The sequence below is a fragment of the Sphingobacterium spiritivorum genome (genome assembly GCF_016724845.1).
Classification (GTDB): Bacteria; Bacteroidota; Bacteroidia; order Sphingobacteriales; family Sphingobacteriaceae; genus Sphingobacterium; species Sphingobacterium spiritivorum_A.
This window is the reverse complement of the sequence record NZ_CP068082.1, coordinates 3,494,079-3,513,757: the sequence shown is the minus strand read 5'-3', so window position 1 is coordinate 3,513,757 and position 19,679 is coordinate 3,494,079. Positions and strand designations below refer to the sequence as shown.

General features: G+C 40.1%; 16 protein-coding genes. 11 read left to right on the top strand and 5 right to left on the bottom strand.

Annotated elements, in window-relative coordinates; genetic code table 11:
• Positions 1–78: 78 nt before the first annotated feature.
• On the top strand, positions 79–993 hold the full coding sequence (rlmF, locus tag I6J03_RS14905) for a 23S rRNA (adenine(1618)-N(6))-methyltransferase RlmF (RefSeq protein WP_003004948.1): 915 nt from the start codon (positions 79–81) through the stop codon (positions 991–993).
• A 104-nt stretch (positions 994–1,097) separates the two neighbouring features.
• On the opposite strand, the gene I6J03_RS14900 is transcribed toward rlmF, so the two are convergent.
• Entirely contained in the window at positions 1,098–2,126 is a 1,029-nt protein-coding gene (locus I6J03_RS14900) for a helix-turn-helix transcriptional regulator (RefSeq protein ID WP_201693778.1), read from the bottom strand.
• 356 nt (positions 2,127–2,482) lie between these two features.
• On the opposite strand from I6J03_RS14900, the gene I6J03_RS14895 reads away from it, so the two are divergent.
• A complete protein-coding gene (locus I6J03_RS14895) occupies positions 2,483–3,904 on the top strand; it encodes an RtcB family protein (RefSeq protein WP_003004952.1) in 1,422 nt (473 codons plus the stop codon).
• 44 nt (positions 3,905–3,948) lie between these two features.
• On the opposite strand, the gene glmM is transcribed toward I6J03_RS14895, so the two are convergent.
• On the bottom strand, positions 3,949–5,331 hold the full coding sequence (gene glmM, locus I6J03_RS14890) for a phosphoglucosamine mutase (protein ID WP_003004953.1): 1,383 nt from the start codon (positions 5,329–5,331) through the stop codon (positions 3,949–3,951).
• Between the two features lie 197 nt (positions 5,332–5,528).
• Between glmM and I6J03_RS14885 the strand changes: the two genes are divergently transcribed.
• Both I6J03_RS14885 and I6J03_RS14880 read left to right on the top strand, forming a co-directional pair.
• The gene (locus I6J03_RS14885) at positions 5,529–6,119 is read left to right on the top strand and encodes a phosphatase PAP2 family protein (protein ID WP_003004955.1); all 591 of its coding nucleotides are present in this window, start codon (positions 5,529–5,531) and stop codon (positions 6,117–6,119) included.
• Positions 6,116–6,901 (top strand): ZIP family metal transporter, encoded by a 786-nt coding sequence (locus tag I6J03_RS14880; RefSeq protein WP_201693775.1) that lies wholly within the window; start codon positions 6,116–6,118, stop codon positions 6,899–6,901. Before I6J03_RS14885 ends, I6J03_RS14880 begins: the two co-directional genes overlap by 4 nt.
• A gap of 85 nt (positions 6,902–6,986) precedes the next feature.
• Here I6J03_RS14880 and I6J03_RS14875 read toward each other — a convergent pair whose 3' ends face one another.
• The gene (locus I6J03_RS14875) at positions 6,987–7,457 is read right to left on the bottom strand and encodes a MarR family winged helix-turn-helix transcriptional regulator (protein ID WP_002999220.1); all 471 of its coding nucleotides are present in this window, start codon (positions 7,455–7,457) and stop codon (positions 6,987–6,989) included.
• 109 nt (positions 7,458–7,566) lie between these two features.
• On the opposite strand from I6J03_RS14875, the gene I6J03_RS14870 reads away from it, so the two are divergent.
• The 6 genes from I6J03_RS14870 to I6J03_RS14845 all read left to right on the top strand — a co-directional run bounded on the left by I6J03_RS14870 (position 7,567) and on the right by I6J03_RS14845 (position 14,720).
• A complete protein-coding gene (locus I6J03_RS14870; protein ID WP_002999223.1) occupies positions 7,567–7,803 on the top strand; it encodes a FeoA family protein in 237 nt (78 codons plus the stop codon).
• Position 7,804: 1 nt separating this feature from the next.
• A complete protein-coding gene (gene feoB / locus I6J03_RS14865; protein WP_003004962.1) occupies positions 7,805–9,886 on the top strand; it encodes a ferrous iron transport protein B in 2,082 nt (693 codons plus the stop codon).
• Positions 9,887–9,892: 6 nt separating this feature from the next.
• On the top strand, positions 9,893–10,048 hold the full coding sequence (locus I6J03_RS14860; protein ID WP_003004964.1) for a hypothetical protein: 156 nt from the start codon (positions 9,893–9,895) through the stop codon (positions 10,046–10,048).
• A gap of 201 nt (positions 10,049–10,249) precedes the next feature.
• The gene (locus I6J03_RS14855; RefSeq protein WP_003004968.1) at positions 10,250–11,881 is read left to right on the top strand and encodes a DUF4139 domain-containing protein; all 1,632 of its coding nucleotides are present in this window, start codon (positions 10,250–10,252) and stop codon (positions 11,879–11,881) included.
• Positions 11,882–11,962: 81 nt separating this feature from the next.
• On the top strand, positions 11,963–13,273 hold the full coding sequence (locus I6J03_RS14850; RefSeq protein ID WP_201693773.1) for a type IX secretion system plug protein: 1,311 nt from the start codon (positions 11,963–11,965) through the stop codon (positions 13,271–13,273).
• Positions 13,227–14,720 carry an amino acid permease gene (locus I6J03_RS14845; protein WP_003004974.1) on the top strand — a complete coding sequence of 498 codons (1,494 nt, stop codon included), beginning with the start codon at positions 13,227–13,229 and terminating at the stop codon, positions 14,718–14,720. Before I6J03_RS14850 ends, I6J03_RS14845 begins: the two co-directional genes overlap by 47 nt.
• Positions 14,721–14,723: 3 nt before the next feature.
• Here I6J03_RS14845 and I6J03_RS14840 read toward each other — a convergent pair whose 3' ends face one another.
• Positions 14,724–15,140, bottom strand: coding sequence for a response regulator (locus I6J03_RS14840; RefSeq protein WP_003004976.1), 417 nt, complete (start codon positions 15,138–15,140; stop codon positions 14,724–14,726).
• Positions 15,137–17,044 (bottom strand): PAS domain-containing sensor histidine kinase, encoded by a 1,908-nt coding sequence (locus I6J03_RS14835; protein WP_003004978.1) that lies wholly within the window; start codon positions 17,042–17,044, stop codon positions 15,137–15,139. Before I6J03_RS14835 ends, I6J03_RS14840 begins: the two co-directional genes overlap by 4 nt.
• Positions 17,045–17,450: 406 nt before the next feature.
• On the opposite strand from I6J03_RS14835, the gene I6J03_RS14830 reads away from it, so the two are divergent.
• Positions 17,451–19,457, top strand: a complete 2,007-nt coding sequence (locus tag I6J03_RS14830) for an FUSC family protein (protein WP_232279645.1) — start codon at positions 17,451–17,453, stop codon at positions 19,455–19,457.
• The last annotated feature ends 222 nt before the right edge of the window (positions 19,458–19,679 follow it).

Below are 19,679 nucleotides of genomic sequence, written 5' to 3'. Positions count from 1 at the left end.
ATGAAGAATAACAGCCTTGCAATTTTATACATGTCGGTAAGGATTTAAATCTTACCTTTGTTTTTTAAAATTCATCATATGAAACCGTCCCCAAAAGAAATAAAAAAGACCCTTCATTCGCGTAATAAACATATTTCGGGTTACGATTTTCAGCGTTTAACGAAAAAAAATCCGGCACTCAGCGGATTCTTAATCAACAATCCGGCAGGACAGGTGACTATCGATTTTGCAGATCCGAAAGCCGTATTTGAGCTTAACAAGACATTGTTGCTCTTACATTACGATCTGCAGCACTGGGAAATTGGTAAAAACAGCCTTTGTCCGCCAATTCCGGGCAGAGCGGATTACATACATTATGTCGCTGATTTACTGGCGAAAGACCACAATGGAAATATTCCGCGTGGCCCGCAGGTAAAAGTGCTGGACATTGGTACGGGAAGCAGTCTGATCTATCCGATCATTGGCCATCAGGAATATAAATGGTCCTTTGTAGGTACAGATATTGATTCACAATCTTTGCATCATGCGTATATGAACAGCTCCAAAAACGAAGCATTGAAAAAATCAATCGTTTTGAGAGAACAGAAAGATAAAGCACATGTATTTGCAGGTGTGATATTACCGGGTGAAAAATATGATCTGGTGCTCTGCAACCCTCCCTTTTATGGTTCACGGGAAGAGAACTGGAAAAGTACAACCCGGAAATTCCAGAATGTCAATAAGAATAAAGAAGCTCTTCCGGTTCAGAATTTCGGAGGTAATGCCAACGAACTGTGGTATGAAGGCGGGGAAAAAGCTTTTATCCGTACGATGATCTATGAAAGTATGGATTACAAAGCACAACTGGGCTGGTGTACAACATTGGTCGCAAACAAAGATAACCTGAAGCCTTTGGTTGCAGTGCTTGAATTTAAGAAAGCAAAAGATATCGAAATCATCAAAATGGAACAAGGCAATAAAATAAGCCGCATCCTGGCCTGGAGATGGTCTTAACTGTTTAATACAAAAACTGAAGCCGCTGTTTTTTATAACAGCGGCTTTTTTGTAGTATAGCCGGCACTTCCGGATACATTTGAAAGCAAATCGCTACCGAAAAGCTAACTCTTATCTGTTGGATTATAAAGTTCATTCATTTTGTTTATCCTCCTCGCAATCCGGGTCTGCAGATTACGGGGAGAAAGCACTTTAATGCATTCGCCGAAACCCAGGATTTCGCGTTCCAGCTCAAAATTGAGCACCACATCCAGACGAATCAATATGCTCCCGTTTTCTTTACGATCCAGCAGCTGCTGTGAACTATGTATGGGTTTGGTCAGTACATAATCTGCATTGTAAGCATCCACTTCCAGGATGACCCGCTGTCCCCTGTCTTTCTCCGTCTTAGTGACACCAATGACATCAGAATAGTATCTTTCAAAATCCACCCCATCATATTCCACATAACCATCCTTTGCCATTTCCTGTATCTCTTTCATACGATCAAGTGCCAGTGTCAGTAACATCTTTCCTTTTCGGGGTTTACATATCATAAACCAGCGGTTACGATATTCCTTCAGCAAATACGGATAGTAAACGCTTTCTGTAGGATACGGAGACTTAAAGGATTGATAACCGATTAACAACGGGATCTTTTGCCGTATAGCCCGATGGATAACAGGAATCCAGTCCAGACCCCGCAGCAATTTATTTCCTTCCAGCTGTATGGTACTTCTTTCCGTTTTGCCTGTTCTATGAAGACTATTTTCCAACCGGGCAATCAAATCGCTCATTTCATCAAAATAAGAAAAGCCATTAAGGTGTTTCAGTACATCAACTACTTCTTTCATTTTGTCCATATCGGCAGTTGTCACAGGAGAATTGCTGATGCTGTATTCCCGATCCGAATAACTGTAAAACTTGCGGTCTGTAACGACAATCGGGGCATTATATCCCAGCTTATCACTGCGCATGAGTTGAATATCCGCCTGTATAGTCCGTCTGGAAATACCGTTTGTAATTCCTTCATATTCGTATAGGGCATCGGCTACTTTTTCAATAAGATCATCCAATGTCCATTTTCGGTGCCTGTTTCGGAGGCAATCATCAATCGTTTTATAGCGTATCAGGGCGAGCTTATTGGTTGCCATACTATCAGGTTTTTTTAATGAATGGGACTGTTATCGTTTATTTTGATTTTTAAAAGTAATCAATTCGCACTGTATCTACGCAACCAAACTGCGCAATAAAGCAAAAAAGAGATTTTAAAATCTGAATTTTAAAATTAAAAAACTAACAAACAGACATTTAACACTTTATAACAAAATAATACCTATCTACGCAAAAGCACTGCGTTACACCTCATGCATCTTTGTATTGTCAGGTCGATGACTTGAGAAGCTCCGGAGATACAGGTTGGAATCCTGTCACCTGCGAGAGGTGTAGCTTAAAGGCATAAAGCGCCGGTAAAGAACAATAAAATTTTAATAATTTGCATTATACAGATATGACACAACGAATTAATGGCAATGATTTACTTGCCCTGGGATATAAAGAAAACTTTTCATTAGGTATAGCACTCAAGATCAACAAAAAAAGAATAGGATTGAGCAGAGAGGAGATGTTAAACCGTTATAAAGAAATCCTGGAGGATCCGGAATCTTTTCTGAATGACCCCATCTTTTGTCCGCTGGCTCAGGTGCTGATAGATGAAAACAGCCAGCCTGTTGACGCAACGATTCCTTTGAATGAAGATCCGAAGGATTATAAAATCTATGGTTCAGAACAAATCGAAGACGGAGCCAAACATCAAATGAATATCGCGATGAAACTACCTGTAACATTAGCCGGTGCACTGATGCCCGATGCGCATCAGGGATACGGTCTTCCGATAGGTGGTGTACTTGCCGTAAAAAATGCAGTCATCCCTTATGGTGTAGGTGTAGATATAGGCTGCAGAATGGCTTTATCTGTTTACGATATACCAGCGGATAAGCTAACGGAAAACAAAGAAATCTTTCAGAAAGCGATACTTGACAATTCACGTTTTGGTGCCGGACACGGATTTTTAAAATATCAGCGAAGCGATCACGCTGTCCTGGACAATATTTTGTTTGACGAACATCCTCTGATCAGTACGCTCAAGGATAAAGCCTGGTCTCAATTAGGAACTTCAGGTGGAGGCAACCATTTTGTGGAATTCGGAATCATTGAATTCAAAGAAGCTGATACCACATTAGGAATACAGGCTGGTACTTATGTCGCTTTACTGACGCACTCCGGATCCCGTGGCCTGGGTGCTACGATTGCCGGACATTACACAAAGATCGCTAAAGAACTCTGTAAGTTACCGTATTCGGCGAGCAACCTTGCTTATCTGGATCTGAACAGTGAAGCCGGACAGGAATACTGGCTGGCGATGAATCTTGCAGGTGATTATGCTTCTGCCTGCCATGAGATCATACACACAAAAATGGCTGAAGCACTGGGGGCAACAGTATTGGCAAAAGTAGAGAATCACCATAATTTTGCATGGAAAGAAAAATGGCATGAAGAAGAGGTCATTGTGCACCGAAAAGGAGCAACTCCTGCAGGTAAAGAGGTGCTGGGAATTATCCCGGGATCCATGACTGCACCCGGATTTCTGGTAAGAGGCAAAGGTGAACAAAACGCCATTAATTCTGCTTCACATGGTGCCGGGCGTCAGATGTCACGTACCCAGGCCATCAAGACTTTATCCAAAAAAGCGTGGAAACAAATGCTGGAGGATCACGGAGTCACTTTGCTTGGTGCCGGAATGGATGAAGCACCTATGGCTTATAAAAATATCCATACTGTAATGGAAGCACAGACAGATCTGATCGATGTACTGGCTACTTTCTCGCCAAAAATTGTACGAATGGCTGATGACGGGAGTCGTGAAGACTAATCTGCAGCAATAAAAAACGGGCGCTTTTGAGCGCCCGTTTTCCATTATTTAATAATTTCTTCAATCTCACGAATTATCTTCTGTGCAATGGCTTCTGCAGCAGCTGCTGTCGGACCCTCGGAGTAAATCCGAATAATCGGTTCGGTATTAGATTTACGAAGGTGTACCCATTCATTAGCAAAATCAATCTTCAGTCCATCAATTGTCGAATGATCTTCGTGTTTGTATTTTTCTTCCATTTTAGCCAGCAGATTATCAATATCTAATTCTGGTGTCAATGTGATTTTATTTTTAGACATATAATACTGAGGCAGTTCAGCACGATACGCGGACACTTTTTTACCTAACCGGGCCAGATGCGTCAGGAAGATAGCTACTCCGACCAGTGCATCACGACCATAGTGAGACGCCGGATAAATGACTCCGCCATTCCCTTCTCCACCGATCACTGCATTCACTTCCTTCATTTTGGTCACCACGTTCACTTCACCCACGGCTGCTGCAAAATATTCACCACCATGTTTGACAGTCACATCACGCAAGGCACGGGTAGAAGAAAGATTAGATACTGTATTACCTTTTGTATGTTGTAAAATATAATCTGCAACAGCGACCAGAGTATATTCTTCTCCAAACAGCTCTCCGTCTTCCATCATAAATACAAGGCGATCTACATCCGGATCTACAGCGATACCCAGATCAGCAGCATTTTCGGTTACAGCTTTCGAAAGATCAGTAAGATGTTCTTTCAAAGGTTCCGGATTATGCGGGAATTGTCCGTTTGGTTCGCAATGGATTTTATACACTGTCTGTACACCCAATGCATCCAGTAGTGCCGGGATAAATAATCCTCCGGTACTGTTCACCGCATCCACAGCTACTTTAAAATTCGCATTGCGCACAGCTTCCGCATCAACCAGATCTAAGGCCAATACATCAGCAATATGTTTTTGCAGATAAGAATCATTCTTTTCGACCTTACCCAGCTGCTCTACTTCAGCAAAGTCAAAATCAAGGCTTTCACCTAGGCTCAGGACTTCTTTTCCTTCAGCATCATTGATAAATTCCCCTTTATCATTCAATAATTTCAAGGCATTCCATTGTCCCGGATTGTGGGAAGCAGTCAGGATAATTCCTCCTCCTGCATTCTCTTTGGGAACCGCTATCTCTACAGTAGGTGTAGTCGACAATCCCAGATCTATCACATCAATACCGATACTTTGTAAGGTGCCGATCACAAGATTGCTGACCATCTCTCCCGAAATACGGGCATCGCGTCCTACAACAATTTTATTATTTCCGCTTTTTTTGACAATGATTTTGCCAAATGCAGCTGTAAATTTAACTATGTCAATCGGAGTCAGCCCTTCTCCTGCACGACCGCCGATCGTACCTCTAATACCTGATATTGATTTTATTAATGTCATCTCAAATTATGTTTACCGGGTAAATTTAAGAGAATAGCTGTATATTTTATAATTAACTATTTCTTTTTTGCTGAACTAACCGTATATTTGTTGCAACAAAGTTTCATTTGATGGAATTATTTCTGTAGGTACAAATTATTCTTACTTTTGGTATTGGTTTACCTCATACAGGCACTGTTCATCATTAAATAGAAAACATGATTCAACAACTCATTGAAATTGACCAGGCTATATTTTTAGCGATTAATCAGGGACTTAGTAATCCCTTTTTTGACTGGTTACTTCCTATTCTCAGAAATCCATATACCTGGGCACCCTTATACTTGTTTCTGGTGATCTTCTTCATCAAGACATATGGCAAAATGGGTGTTCTGATTGTGGTTTTTACGCTTGCGAACTTTGGTATTTCGGACGCTGTATCTTCCCATCTGATCAAGAAAACGGTGAAACGTGTACGTCCGTGTAATGATATTGAATTCAAAGAAGAAGTCAATATACGGGTCAGATGTGGCTCCGGCTTTAGCTTTACTTCTTCACATGCCACCAATCACTTTGCAATGGCCTTTTTCTGGATTGTACTTTTCCGCAGAAAATGGAAACATACACTGTGGCTGGCTATTACCTGGGCTACACTGATCAGTGTATCTCAAATATATGTCGGTGTACATTATCCATTTGATGTCCTGTGCGGGGCACTTCTGGGAATTTGCATCGGATTACTGACCGGAAATCTTTTCAAAAAACTGAGGCCGGACTTTTTTAATTCGATTTCTCCAATTACTGAATGAGCGCAACCCTTATCATAGCAATTTTATTTATTTCTGCTTTATCCAGCGGAATCGCTGTCTTTTTTGTCAAAAGAGACAATACCAGCAACCTCAAACTGATACTTTCCTTTAGCGGGGCCTATCTGTTTGCGATTACTGTACTGCACCTGATACCACATGTGTATCAGGCGTCCAATACCGACCCCGAGATTATCGGGCTGTATGTACTGGGTGGATTTTTGTTTCAGCTCGTACTGGAGCAATTTTCTCAGGGTATAGAACACGGGCATATTCACAATCACGGACATCAGGCATTCCCGATCGGGATTATGATAAGTCTGTGTCTGCATGCTTTTCTGGAAGGAATGCCGCTGGCATCCGCACATCAGAGTGAGCTGGTTTTTGGTATCGCTATACACCACATTCCTGCGGCATTTGCCTTGGGAAGTCTATTGCTAAATACCAAACTGACCAAAACAAAGATTAGTATATTCATCATTATCTTTGCAGCAATGACACCGCTGGGCTTTTTATTAAGCAAGGGTATCAGTGCCGGTGAAGTAGGAAATATTCAATTGTACTTTGATAAGATCATGGCCGTAGTTATCGGTATATTCTTACACATTTCCACGACTATACTGTTTGAATCCGGTTCGGCTGATCATCATCATTTTAACAAGAAAAAAATGATTGCTGTGGCTTTGGGTGTAGCTGTATCACTGTTCAACTTCTTATTTGACAGCCACGATCACAGTGATCATAAAGGCCATGACCATACGAAACAGCATGATCATCAGCATTAGTAAACAGATATCCTGAAAGGCAGGTATCTAAAAAAGTGTCATTCGTTTTCAGACAAATGACACTTTTTTTATACTGGTATTTCTTCTATTCTTCTCCCGAGCAGAGTGAGCCTCTTAATTTATCCAGCAGGTCACTGAGTTTCTCACAATCCTTTTCCTTAAAATTCTTAGGCAGGATGTCATTAAGCAACATGACCTCTTCCAGTTCCTCCAGAACCTGCAAACCTTTGTCCGTGATCAGAAGATCTACAGACCTTTTATCTCCTGAACTTTTGCATCTGGAGATAAGATCCTTTGCTACCAGACGATCCATCAGTCTCGAAATATCAGGTGTATTGGTTAACAACCGGCTTTTCAGCAAATTATTGGTCGCAGGATTCGGATATTGCCCACGAAGAATACGCAGCGCATTGAATTGTTGCAAAGTAATTTGCTGTTTTTCTGCCCGCTTTTCCAGAATTTCGGTCAATTTATTCGCAGTAAAAACAAGATTAACCGTCACTTTATGCCACTCGCTTTTGAACTGTCTGACTTTTAATTCTTCCTCAATCTTCATAATTAGTCTAAATAAATTTAATACACTCAAATGACAAGATCTCCCCCTATTTCCTCAAAACAATTACTATATTTGGGGTTTAATTGTTCATTAACTTTAAATATACAAAATGCAGCACAATAATAGCTTGGATAAATTAAAAAAAGGCGAAAGAGCAAAAATACTTAGTTATACTTCTACAGATATCCCTGCCAAATTTTTTGAAATTGGCTTTCTTCCGGGTATTGATATTGAAATAAAACATATTGCTCCGTTCAATGGTCCAATTTGTGTCAACATTCTTCAGAATAACGCCCTTATTGCATTACGCAAATCCGAAGCTAAACATATAATTGTCGAGAAATAGCATGAAGTCCCCTATAATAGCCCTCTTAGGGAATCCCAATGTTGGAAAAACATCCCTATTCAACAAAATTACAAAGTTACATCAAAAAGTCGGAAATTATCCCGGTATTACAGTTGAAAAACGTGAAGGAACGGTGAGTTATGCAAACCAAACCTACCGTGTTATCGATCTTCCCGGAACTTATACGCTGTTTCCCAATTCTCTTGACGAGGAAATTGTATTCAACACCTTGCATAACAAACAAGGAAGCAACTTTCCTGATCTGGTCGTCGTTGTAAGTGAACCTACGCATCTGAAACGATCTATCGTACTCTATCAACAAGCCAGAGAACTCGGTTTGCCAGCTATTTTTGTAATGAACATGATCGATGAAGCCAAAACTAAAGGTATACATATCGATCTTCCAAAGTTAGAACAATACTTACAGACTAAAGTTTATCAAACCAATGCCCGCACCGGTGAGGGGATAAATGAAGTTATCAAACAATTCAAATCTATACCGGGAAATTATTTTGGCAGTTTAGAAATTGATGAACAGTTTCATCCCGCACTGGATGAAGCCAAAAAGCTATTCCCGCTGGAAACAGAATATTCCACCTGGCAGTTTCTTGCTCAAAATAATGTTGACTTTTTATCCAACGACAAAAGAGCCGCATTAAACGATATACGCCTGAGATATAATCTCGATACAGCTATGCTACAGAAAAGTGAATCTCTGATCCGGCATAAACTGATTGATGAAAAGTTACAAGGCATTATCTCTTATAATCATCAGGAGAAAAAAAGTGCAACACATGGGATTGACCGTATATTATTACATCCGCTGTGGGGGTACGTTATTTTCTTCGGTCTTCTCTTCTTAATGTTTCAGGCCATATTTGCATGGGCTGCCCCCCTGATGGATTTTATTGATGAGACATTTGCATCACTTTCAGCATATGTTCAGGAATTACTTCCTGCAGGGCCTGTCACAGGTCTTCTTACGGATGGTATTATCGCCGGTATAGGGGGTATCGTTATTTTCGTTCCGCAGATTGCCATCTTATTTCTGTTTATCTCGCTGATGGAAGAGACAGGATATATGAGCCGTGTGGTTTTTCTGATGGACAGATGGTTGCGTCCATTCGGGCTTAACGGCAAATCAGTTATTCCCCTTATGTCCGGAGCAGCCTGTGCCGTTCCAGCTATTATGTCGGCAAGAAATATTGAAAACAGCAAAGAAAGGCTGATCACTATGTTGGTGACCCCATTCATGACCTGTTCTGCAAGGCTCCCGATCTATATTGTTATTATAGGACTTGTTATCCGGGACACCAATTTTTTGGGCTTCAATATCCAGGGTATCACCTTGTTTGCACTATATATCCTCGGTGTAGTAAGTGCACTGGGTTCGGCCTGGTTATTAAGTAAAATGCTGAAGAGCAAACATAAGACCTTCCTTATTTTCGAATTACCTACCTATAAACTTCCGGACTGGAGAAATGTAGCCATGAATGTATGGGAAAAATCTTCCGGTTTTATTATCAATGCAGGTAAGATCATTCTTGCGATGTCCGTTATTCTTTGGGTACTGGGTAGTTTCGGTCCCGGCAAATTCAATCGTGCTGAAGAAATAGTCAATCAGCAGTATCCTGATGCTACAGAAGAAGAACTGGAGAATCATATCAAATCATTTGAGCTGGAAAACTCCTTTTTAGGTATATTAGGCACAACTATAGAACCGGCGATCGCACCATTAGGCTATGACTGGAAGATGGGTATAGGTCTGATCTCCTCTTTTGCAGCCCGCGAAGTATTTGTGAGTACGATGGCCACAGTCTATGCTCTAGGTGATACAGAAGACGAATCTACCATACAGGGACAGATGCGTAAAGAGATTAATAGAAATACCGGATTGCCGGCATACAATTTTGCGTCAGGAATTTCGTTATTACTTTTTTATGCCTTTGCTATGCAATGTATGAGTACCATTGCCATTGTCAAAAAAGAGACAGGATCCTGGAAACTGACCCTGTTACAAACAGGAATGATGACAGGACTTGCATATATAGCAGCATTCATCACTTATCAACTTTTAAAATAGACGATTATGACGAATGAAATTATACAATACAGTATTATTGCAGTTGTTTTTATTGCAGCGGTGGTCTTTCTATACCGCAAAATGAAGGGTTCATCCAAAGGAGGCTGCGGATGCTCCAAAGGAGCCTGCTGCAACATAAACGAGTCTACAAAGCAACAATAAGAATCTACAGAGGGAGCAAGTATTAGCTCCCTTTTTTTATAGCATCACTCTCACTGTTTCCATACCTTCAAAACACAGCCCAACCCGTATACTCCCCTTTCCCGAGACTCTCTGCATATCGAAAAAAATCTTTTGAAAAAAAATGAACTATTTTTTGTGGAATGTGGATGAGTACTGCATCCTTGTCCAAATTTCACTATTATGAAGATCAAAACAACAATAACAACCGCTCTTACTTGCCTGTTAGCAATCTCGGGAGCAAACGCACAACAATCAAAAATTGTTAAAGCGGATTTAAAAGACGTCACCCTGTATATTAATTCAGCAGAGCTCAATCATCATGCAGACCTGATGTTACCCACAGGGACAAGTGAGATTGTATTTACACATGTAGCTAACGGAATAGATGAAAACAGCATACAGATCGGGACTTCTCCGGACGTCACTGTCATGTCTGTACGTGCAGCTCAAAACTATATACAGACGGATGTAAAAACTGATGCTTACTTAAAAGCGGAACAGGTTTACCAAAAAGAGGAAGATATCTTAAAAGCATTGCAGAATCAGAAGTCTACTGAAGAAAGCGTTTTGAAATTATTGGAAAGCAATCAAAAAATAGCCGGAACAAATGGCAATACAACTGTGTTGGAGCTTTCTAAAATGGCAGATTACTACAAAACAAAATATCTGGAAGTAAAAAATAATATTTCTGCTTTGGATGACAAGATCACAAAGCAGAAGCAGGTAGTGGAAAAAGCCGAAATCCAGCTTGATGAGGTAAAAGGCCAGAATACAGGTTCGGGAGGTCAGCTTATTGTACAGGTATTAAATAATAAAGCCGGCAATCAGCCCTTTGACGTGACTTACCAAAGTCCGAATGCTTCATGGTATGCCTCCTATGATTTGCGTGCAGCAAATACAAGTTCACCTTTACAGATCATATACAAAGCAAATGTCACCCAACTCACAGGTGTGGATTGGAAACAGGTACATCTTACATTAGCAACAGGAAGTCCGACTCAATACGGAATGGTACCCACCTTACAACCCTGGTCTCTTTATTATCAATCCAATATGCCGTTACCAGGTTACTCTGCTCAACTCAGAGGAAGAGTAGCGGGCATCGCACTGGATGAGAATAAGCTGGAGGAAGTCGTAGTTGTAAATGATAAAAAAGCAAAAGTGAAAAGCAGCATCAGTGCTTATACGCAACAAGTCGAAAATCAACTTAATACCACTTTCGATATTGCTATTCCATATGATATCGCTTCTAACGGTAAACCGCATAGTGTATCCCTGAAAGAATATAGCCATACGGCCAATTATACATATACGGCTGTTCCCCGTCTGGATCCGACTGTATATCTGATGGCAGAGCTTACAGATTATGAAAAACTGAATCTGATGCCGGGAGCAGCAAACATCATGTTTGAAAATATGATGGTGGGTAAAACAACGATTAACCCTAACAATACATCGGATACCCTGAAATTAAGTATGGGCAGAGATAAGATGATCAGCATCAAACGCGACAAAGTAAATGATCTGTCCCAGACAAAAGTATTTGGAGGCAGTAAAAAACAAAGCTTCGTATACGAGATAAGCATCAAAAACAATAAGAAAAACGGTGAAACGATCCTGCTGGAAGATCAATTCCCGATCTCTACAGACAAGTCTATGGAAATCACATTAGATGATGACGGTGCTGCAGAAGTAAACAGAGAGACCGGAATACTCAGATGGAAAATAACTGTTCCTTCGGGCACAACCAAGAAAGTCAGATTCGGATACACGATCAAATATCCGAAAGACAAGCAACTGAATATTTATTAAAAAATGATTATCTTAGAAAACCGCCGTATGTTTACAGCGGTTTTTTTAGTTTTAAACCTTTAAGTCCTTATTTTTGCAGGCATGAACAAATGTATAGCGCTAGGTTTGGTCTTTTTCCTTGTTGCCGGCATCTGCTATGGGCAGAAGAAAAAAAAGAAAAAAGATAATGATTCGGATCGCTCCCCCAAACAGGAGCTTATATACGATAACATCAATTACCTGCCTACCATACAATCAGTGCAGCTCTATCCGGGTACTGCTGAGTCTACACTTCCTGTTATTGATCTGGAACAAAAAAATCAATTGTTGCTCAGCTTTGATGATCTGAGAGCTGATATCCGTAACTTTTATTTTAGTATTGAACATTGCGACGCAAACTGGATGCCCAGCAGACTGTCTCCTCTGGAATATGCAGAAGGTTTTAATGAGGGGCGTATAGATAATTACTCCAGTTCAAAAGCTACCTTTCAGCCTTATACAAACTATCAGGTCAATTTTCCGGATGAATATGTGGGTCCTAAGCTCCCCGGAAATTATTTGTTGAAAGTGTATGAAGATGCAGACAAGAGCAGACTAATTCTGACCCGTAAGTTCTATGTGATCCGCAAGCTGATGAGCTTATCGGCCAAAGTAACTCCTTCAACAATAGTAAGTCTGCGCAATAAAAATCAGAAACTGGATGTATTTGTAAAGACGGGAGCTGTTACGGTTACCAATCCGCAAAGAGATCTGCGTGTGGTCGCTTTACAGAATCAACGTACAGACAATATGATGAGTCTTTCTGACCCTATGTTTGCCGGAGGATCAGAGATCAACTACAACAATAGTCAGACACTGGACTTCAAGGGCAATAATGAATTCAGATATGTGGACTTACGCAGTCTGAAATTGGGATCCGAACGGGTCAGCAGTATACGTATTGATTCGGTGGTGAGAGTGGACCTGCATCCGGATGAAGACAACAGCACCTCGACATACGCTTCCACATTTGATGAAAACGGAAAATTCTATATCCGTAATATGGATCAGCGGGAAGCTACACTAGAAGGGGATTATGCTCAGGTCACCTTCTCTTTAAAGACAGATCAGACTATAAAAGGTGATATCTATATTGTGGGTGGATTCAATAATTATCAGCGCACATCAGCGGGTAAACTGCACTATAATGAAAATCTCAAATTGTGGCAGGTAGTATTACCGCTCAAACAAGGATTGTATGACTACGAATATGTCCTGCAAGACCCTTCGGGAAAAGTTATCACTGATGCATTTTCAGGAAGCTTTTATCAGACGGGCAACAATTATCAGATCCTTCTGTACAACCGTAAAATAGGAACCTTCTGGGATGAACTCCTGGGTTTTGGAGAAGTCAGTATTAATAATCGTAAATAATCATACAGCAGTGGAAGAAAACACTTCAGAAAAAAAAGAGTTAAACAGAGGATTAAAAAACCGTCATATTCAACTGATCGCCTTAGGTGGCGCGATCGGTACCGGTTTATTTTTAGGGATAGGTCCCGCAGCGGTATTAGCCGGCCCTGCTGTTATCCTGGGATATGCAGTAGCAGGAATTATTGCATTTTTTATTATGCGCCAGTTGGGAGAAATGGTGGTAAATGAACCTGTTTCGGGTAGTTTCAGTCATTTTGCCAACAAGTATATGGGACCGTTTGCAGGATTTTCTTCCGGCTGGAATTATTGGTTTCTGTATATTCTTGTCAGCATGTCCGAACTTACTGCTATTGGTGTGTATGTACAATTCTGGTGGCCGGAAATTCCATTATGGCAATCCAGCTTATTCTTTTTCATCGTTGTCAATGCGCTTAATCTGGCCTCAGTCAAAGTTTATGGTGAGGCTGAATTTTGGTTCTCTATAATCAAGGTACTGGCTATAGTAGCCATGATTATCTTCGGAACATACCTGCTATTCAGCGGTTCAGGAGGCGAGCAGGCATCTATAACGAATCTATGGAATGACGGTGGTTTCTTTCCCAAGGGCTGGTTATCAGAAGATGGTAAAGGTGGATTTCAGGGATTACTGGCAGCCATGGCACTGATTATGTTTTCTTTCGGAGGATTAGAGCTGATTGGTATCACTGCTGCAGAAGCTGAAAATCCCGAGAAAAATATTCCGAGGGCAACCAACCAGGTGATCTATCGTATATTGATTTTCTATGTCGGCGCATTGATTATTCTGTTTTCCTTGTCGCCATGGCGGAATATTACAGCAGGTAGTAGTCCGTTTGTCATGATCTTTGAGAACCTCAAAGGATTTCAGTTTTCACTGTTCGGAAATACATTTTACTTTACTTCCATCATTGCCAATGCACTCAATATTATAGTACTGACGGCCGCTTTATCGGTATACAACAGCAGCGTATACAGTAATAGTCGTATGTTGTATGGATTAGCCAAACAGGGCAATGCACCCCGCTTCCTGCTCAAACTTAACAGCAATCATGTGCCTATCATGGCAATATTGGTTTCAGCAGCATTTGCCGCAATTTGCATTATTATAAATAAACTGATACCGGAAAAGGCTTTGGGTATTCTGATGTCTCTGGTTGTATCCGCATTGATCATCAATTGGCTGATGATATCCATTACGCATCTGTACTTCAAAAAGGAAAAAATTAAAGAAGGTAAGAAAACGCTGTTCCCTTCATTTCTATATCCGGTCAGTAACTATATCTGCCTGATTTTTCTGGTCGGTATATTAGCGATGATGTGGATCACCGGTCTTAAGATTTCTGTAGAACTGATTCCTATATGGTTGATTCTGCTCTATCTGGGATATCTGATCGTCAAGAAACGGAAAGCTAATCAGACGGAATCCTGATCATTAGTGATTGTCAGATAAATATTCTCTAATATACCCGAAAAGCCTGTCCTTTGTGATAGGCTTCTCTATATACTCATTGATAAACACATAATTGTGAATTTTTTGTTTGTCAGCAGTACTGGTGGATGAACTCAGGATATACACAGGAATATGCAATACAAAGTTTATGCCTTCCTGCATAATTTCGTACATCAGCTCCCATCCCGATAAAAAAGGCATATCAATATCTACAAACAGAATATTCGGGAGTTTGTCCTTATCATGCTGATACAACCGAAAGTAGTTCAATGCCTCCAGACCATTTTCGAATACCTGTACCTGAACAGGTAATTCCGAAAAACTTTCCAGCATTTTACTGAAAATAAGGCGGAATATAATATCGTCATCGACAATAGCTACACGTAAGGTCTTTATCATATGGTTAGAATAGGTTCATCCTGGTGCAAATAAAAATGTACAGTAAATATACTTCCTTTACCGGGTTCACTTGTGACGGTGATTTTCCCTCCGAGCGATTCTATCTGACACCGCGTCATGAATAAACCTACTCCTTTACTATCAAATCCTCTATGGAATGTCTTTCTGAATTTAAATAACTGATTACCATATTTGAGAAGATCTATCCCTACCCCATTATCTTCAAAACTCAGACATACATTATTCCGGTCATGATAAGCACGAATATGTATACGGGGATGTTTGCCTTCTACAGAATACTTTAACGCATTACTCAACAGATTTAGCATAATACTTTCCAAATATATTCTATAATAGTAAATTCCCCTGACTTCAAAGTCAGTTGTTACGACCGCTTCTTTACTTTGTATCTCAACAATGGACTGCTGAAAAACCTTATTATATACCTGATCAAAGTCACAATAATGAAAAGGAATAGTCTGTTGGTTACGAATTTCAAGCACTTCAATCAATTCCTGTAAAATCTCTGTAAGTCCGTCACTGCTTGACTCCAGCAACTGCAGATATTCTTCCCTGTCATCTTCATTCTCTGCTGTCAGAATCTCCTGAACAAGCATTTTTATATTGACCACTGGTCCTCTCAGATTATGAGCTACGATCTTATTAAACTCTTCCAGTTGTTGAATTTTTATTTCCAGATCAAACATAGCTGTTTTCAGCTGTTTCTTCTGACGTTCGAGTATTTCCACATTCTTTTTGGACAAGCTGATATCCTGAACCTGTGCAATAAAGAAAACAGGGATCCCCTTTGTGTCCGAAACTTTGGAAAGTGTGAGCAGGCACCAGATAAAATGTCCTTTTTTGTGCCTGTACCGTTTTTCCATTGTATAGCTCTCCACTTCACTCAATCGTAGTTTTTCCATATTCTGCACATCCAGATCAAGATCGTCGGGATGCGTATAGTCATGAAAACGCATACTGGTCAGCTCGGACAGTGTATAACCAAGTATCTTACATAATGTCTTATTTACTTCCAGACATACACCATCCTGATTCACCATCGCCATACCTATGCCTGAATACTGGAAAGCCTGATTGAATTTTTGTTCATTGATTCGTGTCATCTCCTCCCGCCTTATACGTTCAGTGATATCCGAAACAATGATAGCTACCCGATCTTCCATGAGCCGGATGGGACGAGTCTGTATTCTGTACCAGTTGTCTTTGTGTGAATCAAACGGAGATTGGTACTCCATTTCATTAGAAACCCTGTATTTTAAAGAACTATGTATAAGAGACAGAAAAGATGTCGCCAGATCGGCAGGAAATAATTCCTCTATATTTTTATTCAGAAAATAATCGGGAACATAGAACAGACTTTTAAGATCATTTACCCAATAATTGAGAATGATTTCCTCAGCATTAGCTTCGAAAACAATATCATCCAATGAAGCAACCAACAGGTGAAGCTGTTTTTCATTATCTAAGACCTTGCGGTTTACTTTCATAATGCGGCTTACATCCGAAAAGGAAGTCAGGATAAAAGGTATATCCCGAATACAGATCTGCGAGACATTCAGCGAATGCCAGAGCATCTGATTATTCTGCTGCATGGACACCACAATCACGTCTTGTTGTGCTATCCCTGTTTCAGCAGTAATTTTAACCGGAAATTTTTCAGCTGTAAAAGGAATAAAGTGTTCATCACAGAAATTGGCAAACAAATCATAAACATTCTTTGCTAAACAGGATTCTTTGTCTATGTTCAGGACTTGTGCTGCCTTCTCATTCCAGAAAACCAACCCTCCGTCAGGACGTGACACAACCATACCTTGAGTGGTTCCGTTAAGTATGGGTAACAATACCTCTTCGACTGACAGATTTCTAAGTTCCTCTGCGAGCATTCTCTCTTACAGTTTATTATTCAATATTAATTTCCCAATTACAAAAAAGTCAAGTATTTGAATCCAAAACTTTCTCAAGGCGGTTTAGACAACGATCAAAGATTGTTGGGGGATAACTCTATTATAGTATCACATACTAATTTATGGGAGCAGTATTTAGAAAAAAAGAAAACAGATTTCTATCTAAAGCACACTAAAATTCATAAAAAAGTAATTTTTTCGACAATTATATTTTAAATGTAGGTATTTCCATTATTTATTTAGGTGTTCAGCCAAATATTTTTTTAACGCAAAGACCTTCCGGCATCTCAGGATTACATTGTCATTTTTAAGAATGATTTTATATGCACGCATAATAGATCCATAAATATTTATATTTTTGCACAAAATTTAAATGTCTGATTATATGGCATTCCATGCGCTTAAGCACAGCATTTCTTCGATTTCACGACTTGTTTTCCAGTTTATCGCAGGGGAAAACAGTGGCGATGCTTTCCGCAACATTTTTACAACGCTTGTACCCAGCATTATAATCTTTTATACCGGTCATCTGGACACAGCTATTACAGTAGGTATGGGTGCATTATTATCCTCTTTAACCGACCTTCCCGGCAACCGTCAGGATAAATGGAAATCGGCAAAATGGTGTATACCCTTATTTTTTATTGCGTCCTTTGCTACTGCTTATGCCATTTCTTCTGCCTGGCTCCTCCTACCCTTACTGATGATATCTGGCTTTGTCTGTGCCATGCTATCGGTATTCGGTCTGCGGGTTGGGATTAATGGAACTTTAACTCTTATTCTGATCAGTTTTGTCGTTGGTTTATGGCCCTCTCACCCACTGTCATTCAGCATGGAAATTACTTTAGGTGCTGTCTGGTTTTATATCATCAGTATTCTGCAGGCTTATATTGTACCTTACCGTTCATTACGTCATGCCATGGCAGACGGTTTCCGAAGTATGGCTGTATTACTTCATGCCAAAGCAAAGTGTTATGATGAGCATGTCCCGTTAGAAAAAGCATACAGAGAACTCGGAAGGCTGCATATTCAGGTCAGTGATCAGCAGGAAACCATACGTTTTCTCTTATTAAGAGAAAAAAAACTGATCTCTTCTGAAGATGGAAAAATCTGGCTTGATCAGGTCTATCAGCTGATCGATCTATATGAGTTATTAATGGCTCTTGATCATGATTATGAGTCTATCCGCAAGACTTTGGGGCCTACAGGAGCATTAGAACATATACGCAAACTTATCATTATGATCGCCCGCGAGATAGATCTATTAGCGGCAAACCATTTAAAGAAGAAATCTGATCAGCATACTAATCGTATACAGATTACTCCATTGCTGAATCAGCTTATCACGATACGGGATCAGCAAGAGGGCGAGGCGTACTCCATTTTAAATGCTACTATTCGCAATATCCAGCATATTCTTGATTTTATTACACGTATCCGATCGACATCAGATGCGAAGGTATACAACACAGTAAAGGAAAATGAATACCAGCATTTTCTTTCTTTACCACCCAGAGGATGGACTGCGGTCAAGAATCAACTCAGTTTTCACTCCACCATATTTCCGTTTGCCTTGCGATTGGCAGTTTTATTTGGATTAGGCGGGCTATTCGGTATGATCCTGCCAGAATACCGATACACCTACTGGATTTTGCTGACCATTGCAATTGTAGCCCGCCCCGGTTTTGCAACCACTCAGCGACGTAATTTTCAACGCATTACAGGCACACTTACAGGTATTCTCTTAGGCATATTAATTTTGAATTTAATTTCGAATATACCTGTACTCCTTATTATAGCAGCTGTATGTCTTTACGGTTTCTTTCTGTTCAACAAACCCAATTATCTGGTCAGTGTACTGTTTATTACAGCAGGGATTGTCATTACTTTAAATAGCTATGAGGGAAATATTGACCGAATCTTGGGAAGCCGTATCATATTTACACTGATCGGGTGTCTGCTGGCTGTGGCCGGCTATTTCTTTGTTCCTATAAGACAGAAACGTGGTATGTTGAATCTGGCCGATCTGGTCGTACAACATAATAGACAATACTTTCAGGTAGTTGACAGCCAGCTGCAAGATCATCAATCAGATATATACGAGATTCGTCTGGCTAGAAAAAAGGCACAGACTGCGCTGGCTTCATTTTCAGATACAATAACACAGCTGCAGCACGAACCCGGTAATAAAAAGAAAGACTGGTCTGATGCGAATGCATTCCATGCGCTTGCATATCGTATCAATTCACTGATCGTAGGTTTATCGATCAATGTTACAGTGCAACATCAGTCTGCTATGAAATCACAACAGCTTGAGCTTAGAATACAAGCTATCCAAAATCTTCTCGAAGAGCTGGATCAACTTTCGAAAAGTCTGAGACAGACGATGTAAATGCTGTTCTGATTCGGCACCTTTTATTATCTAAATAAATACCTCCTGTTTTCCTCCTAAATATTCAATTGCATAGCAGCAGGAATCCGCAAAAGATTTTTTAAATCGGATATATTCTGCTATTTTTAAGTAAAAAAACAGCAAAATATATAACTAACTATTGCAGGAAGGATTCAAAATAAAGACAGGAAATGCTGTGAAAACAAATTCTGAATGTATTTT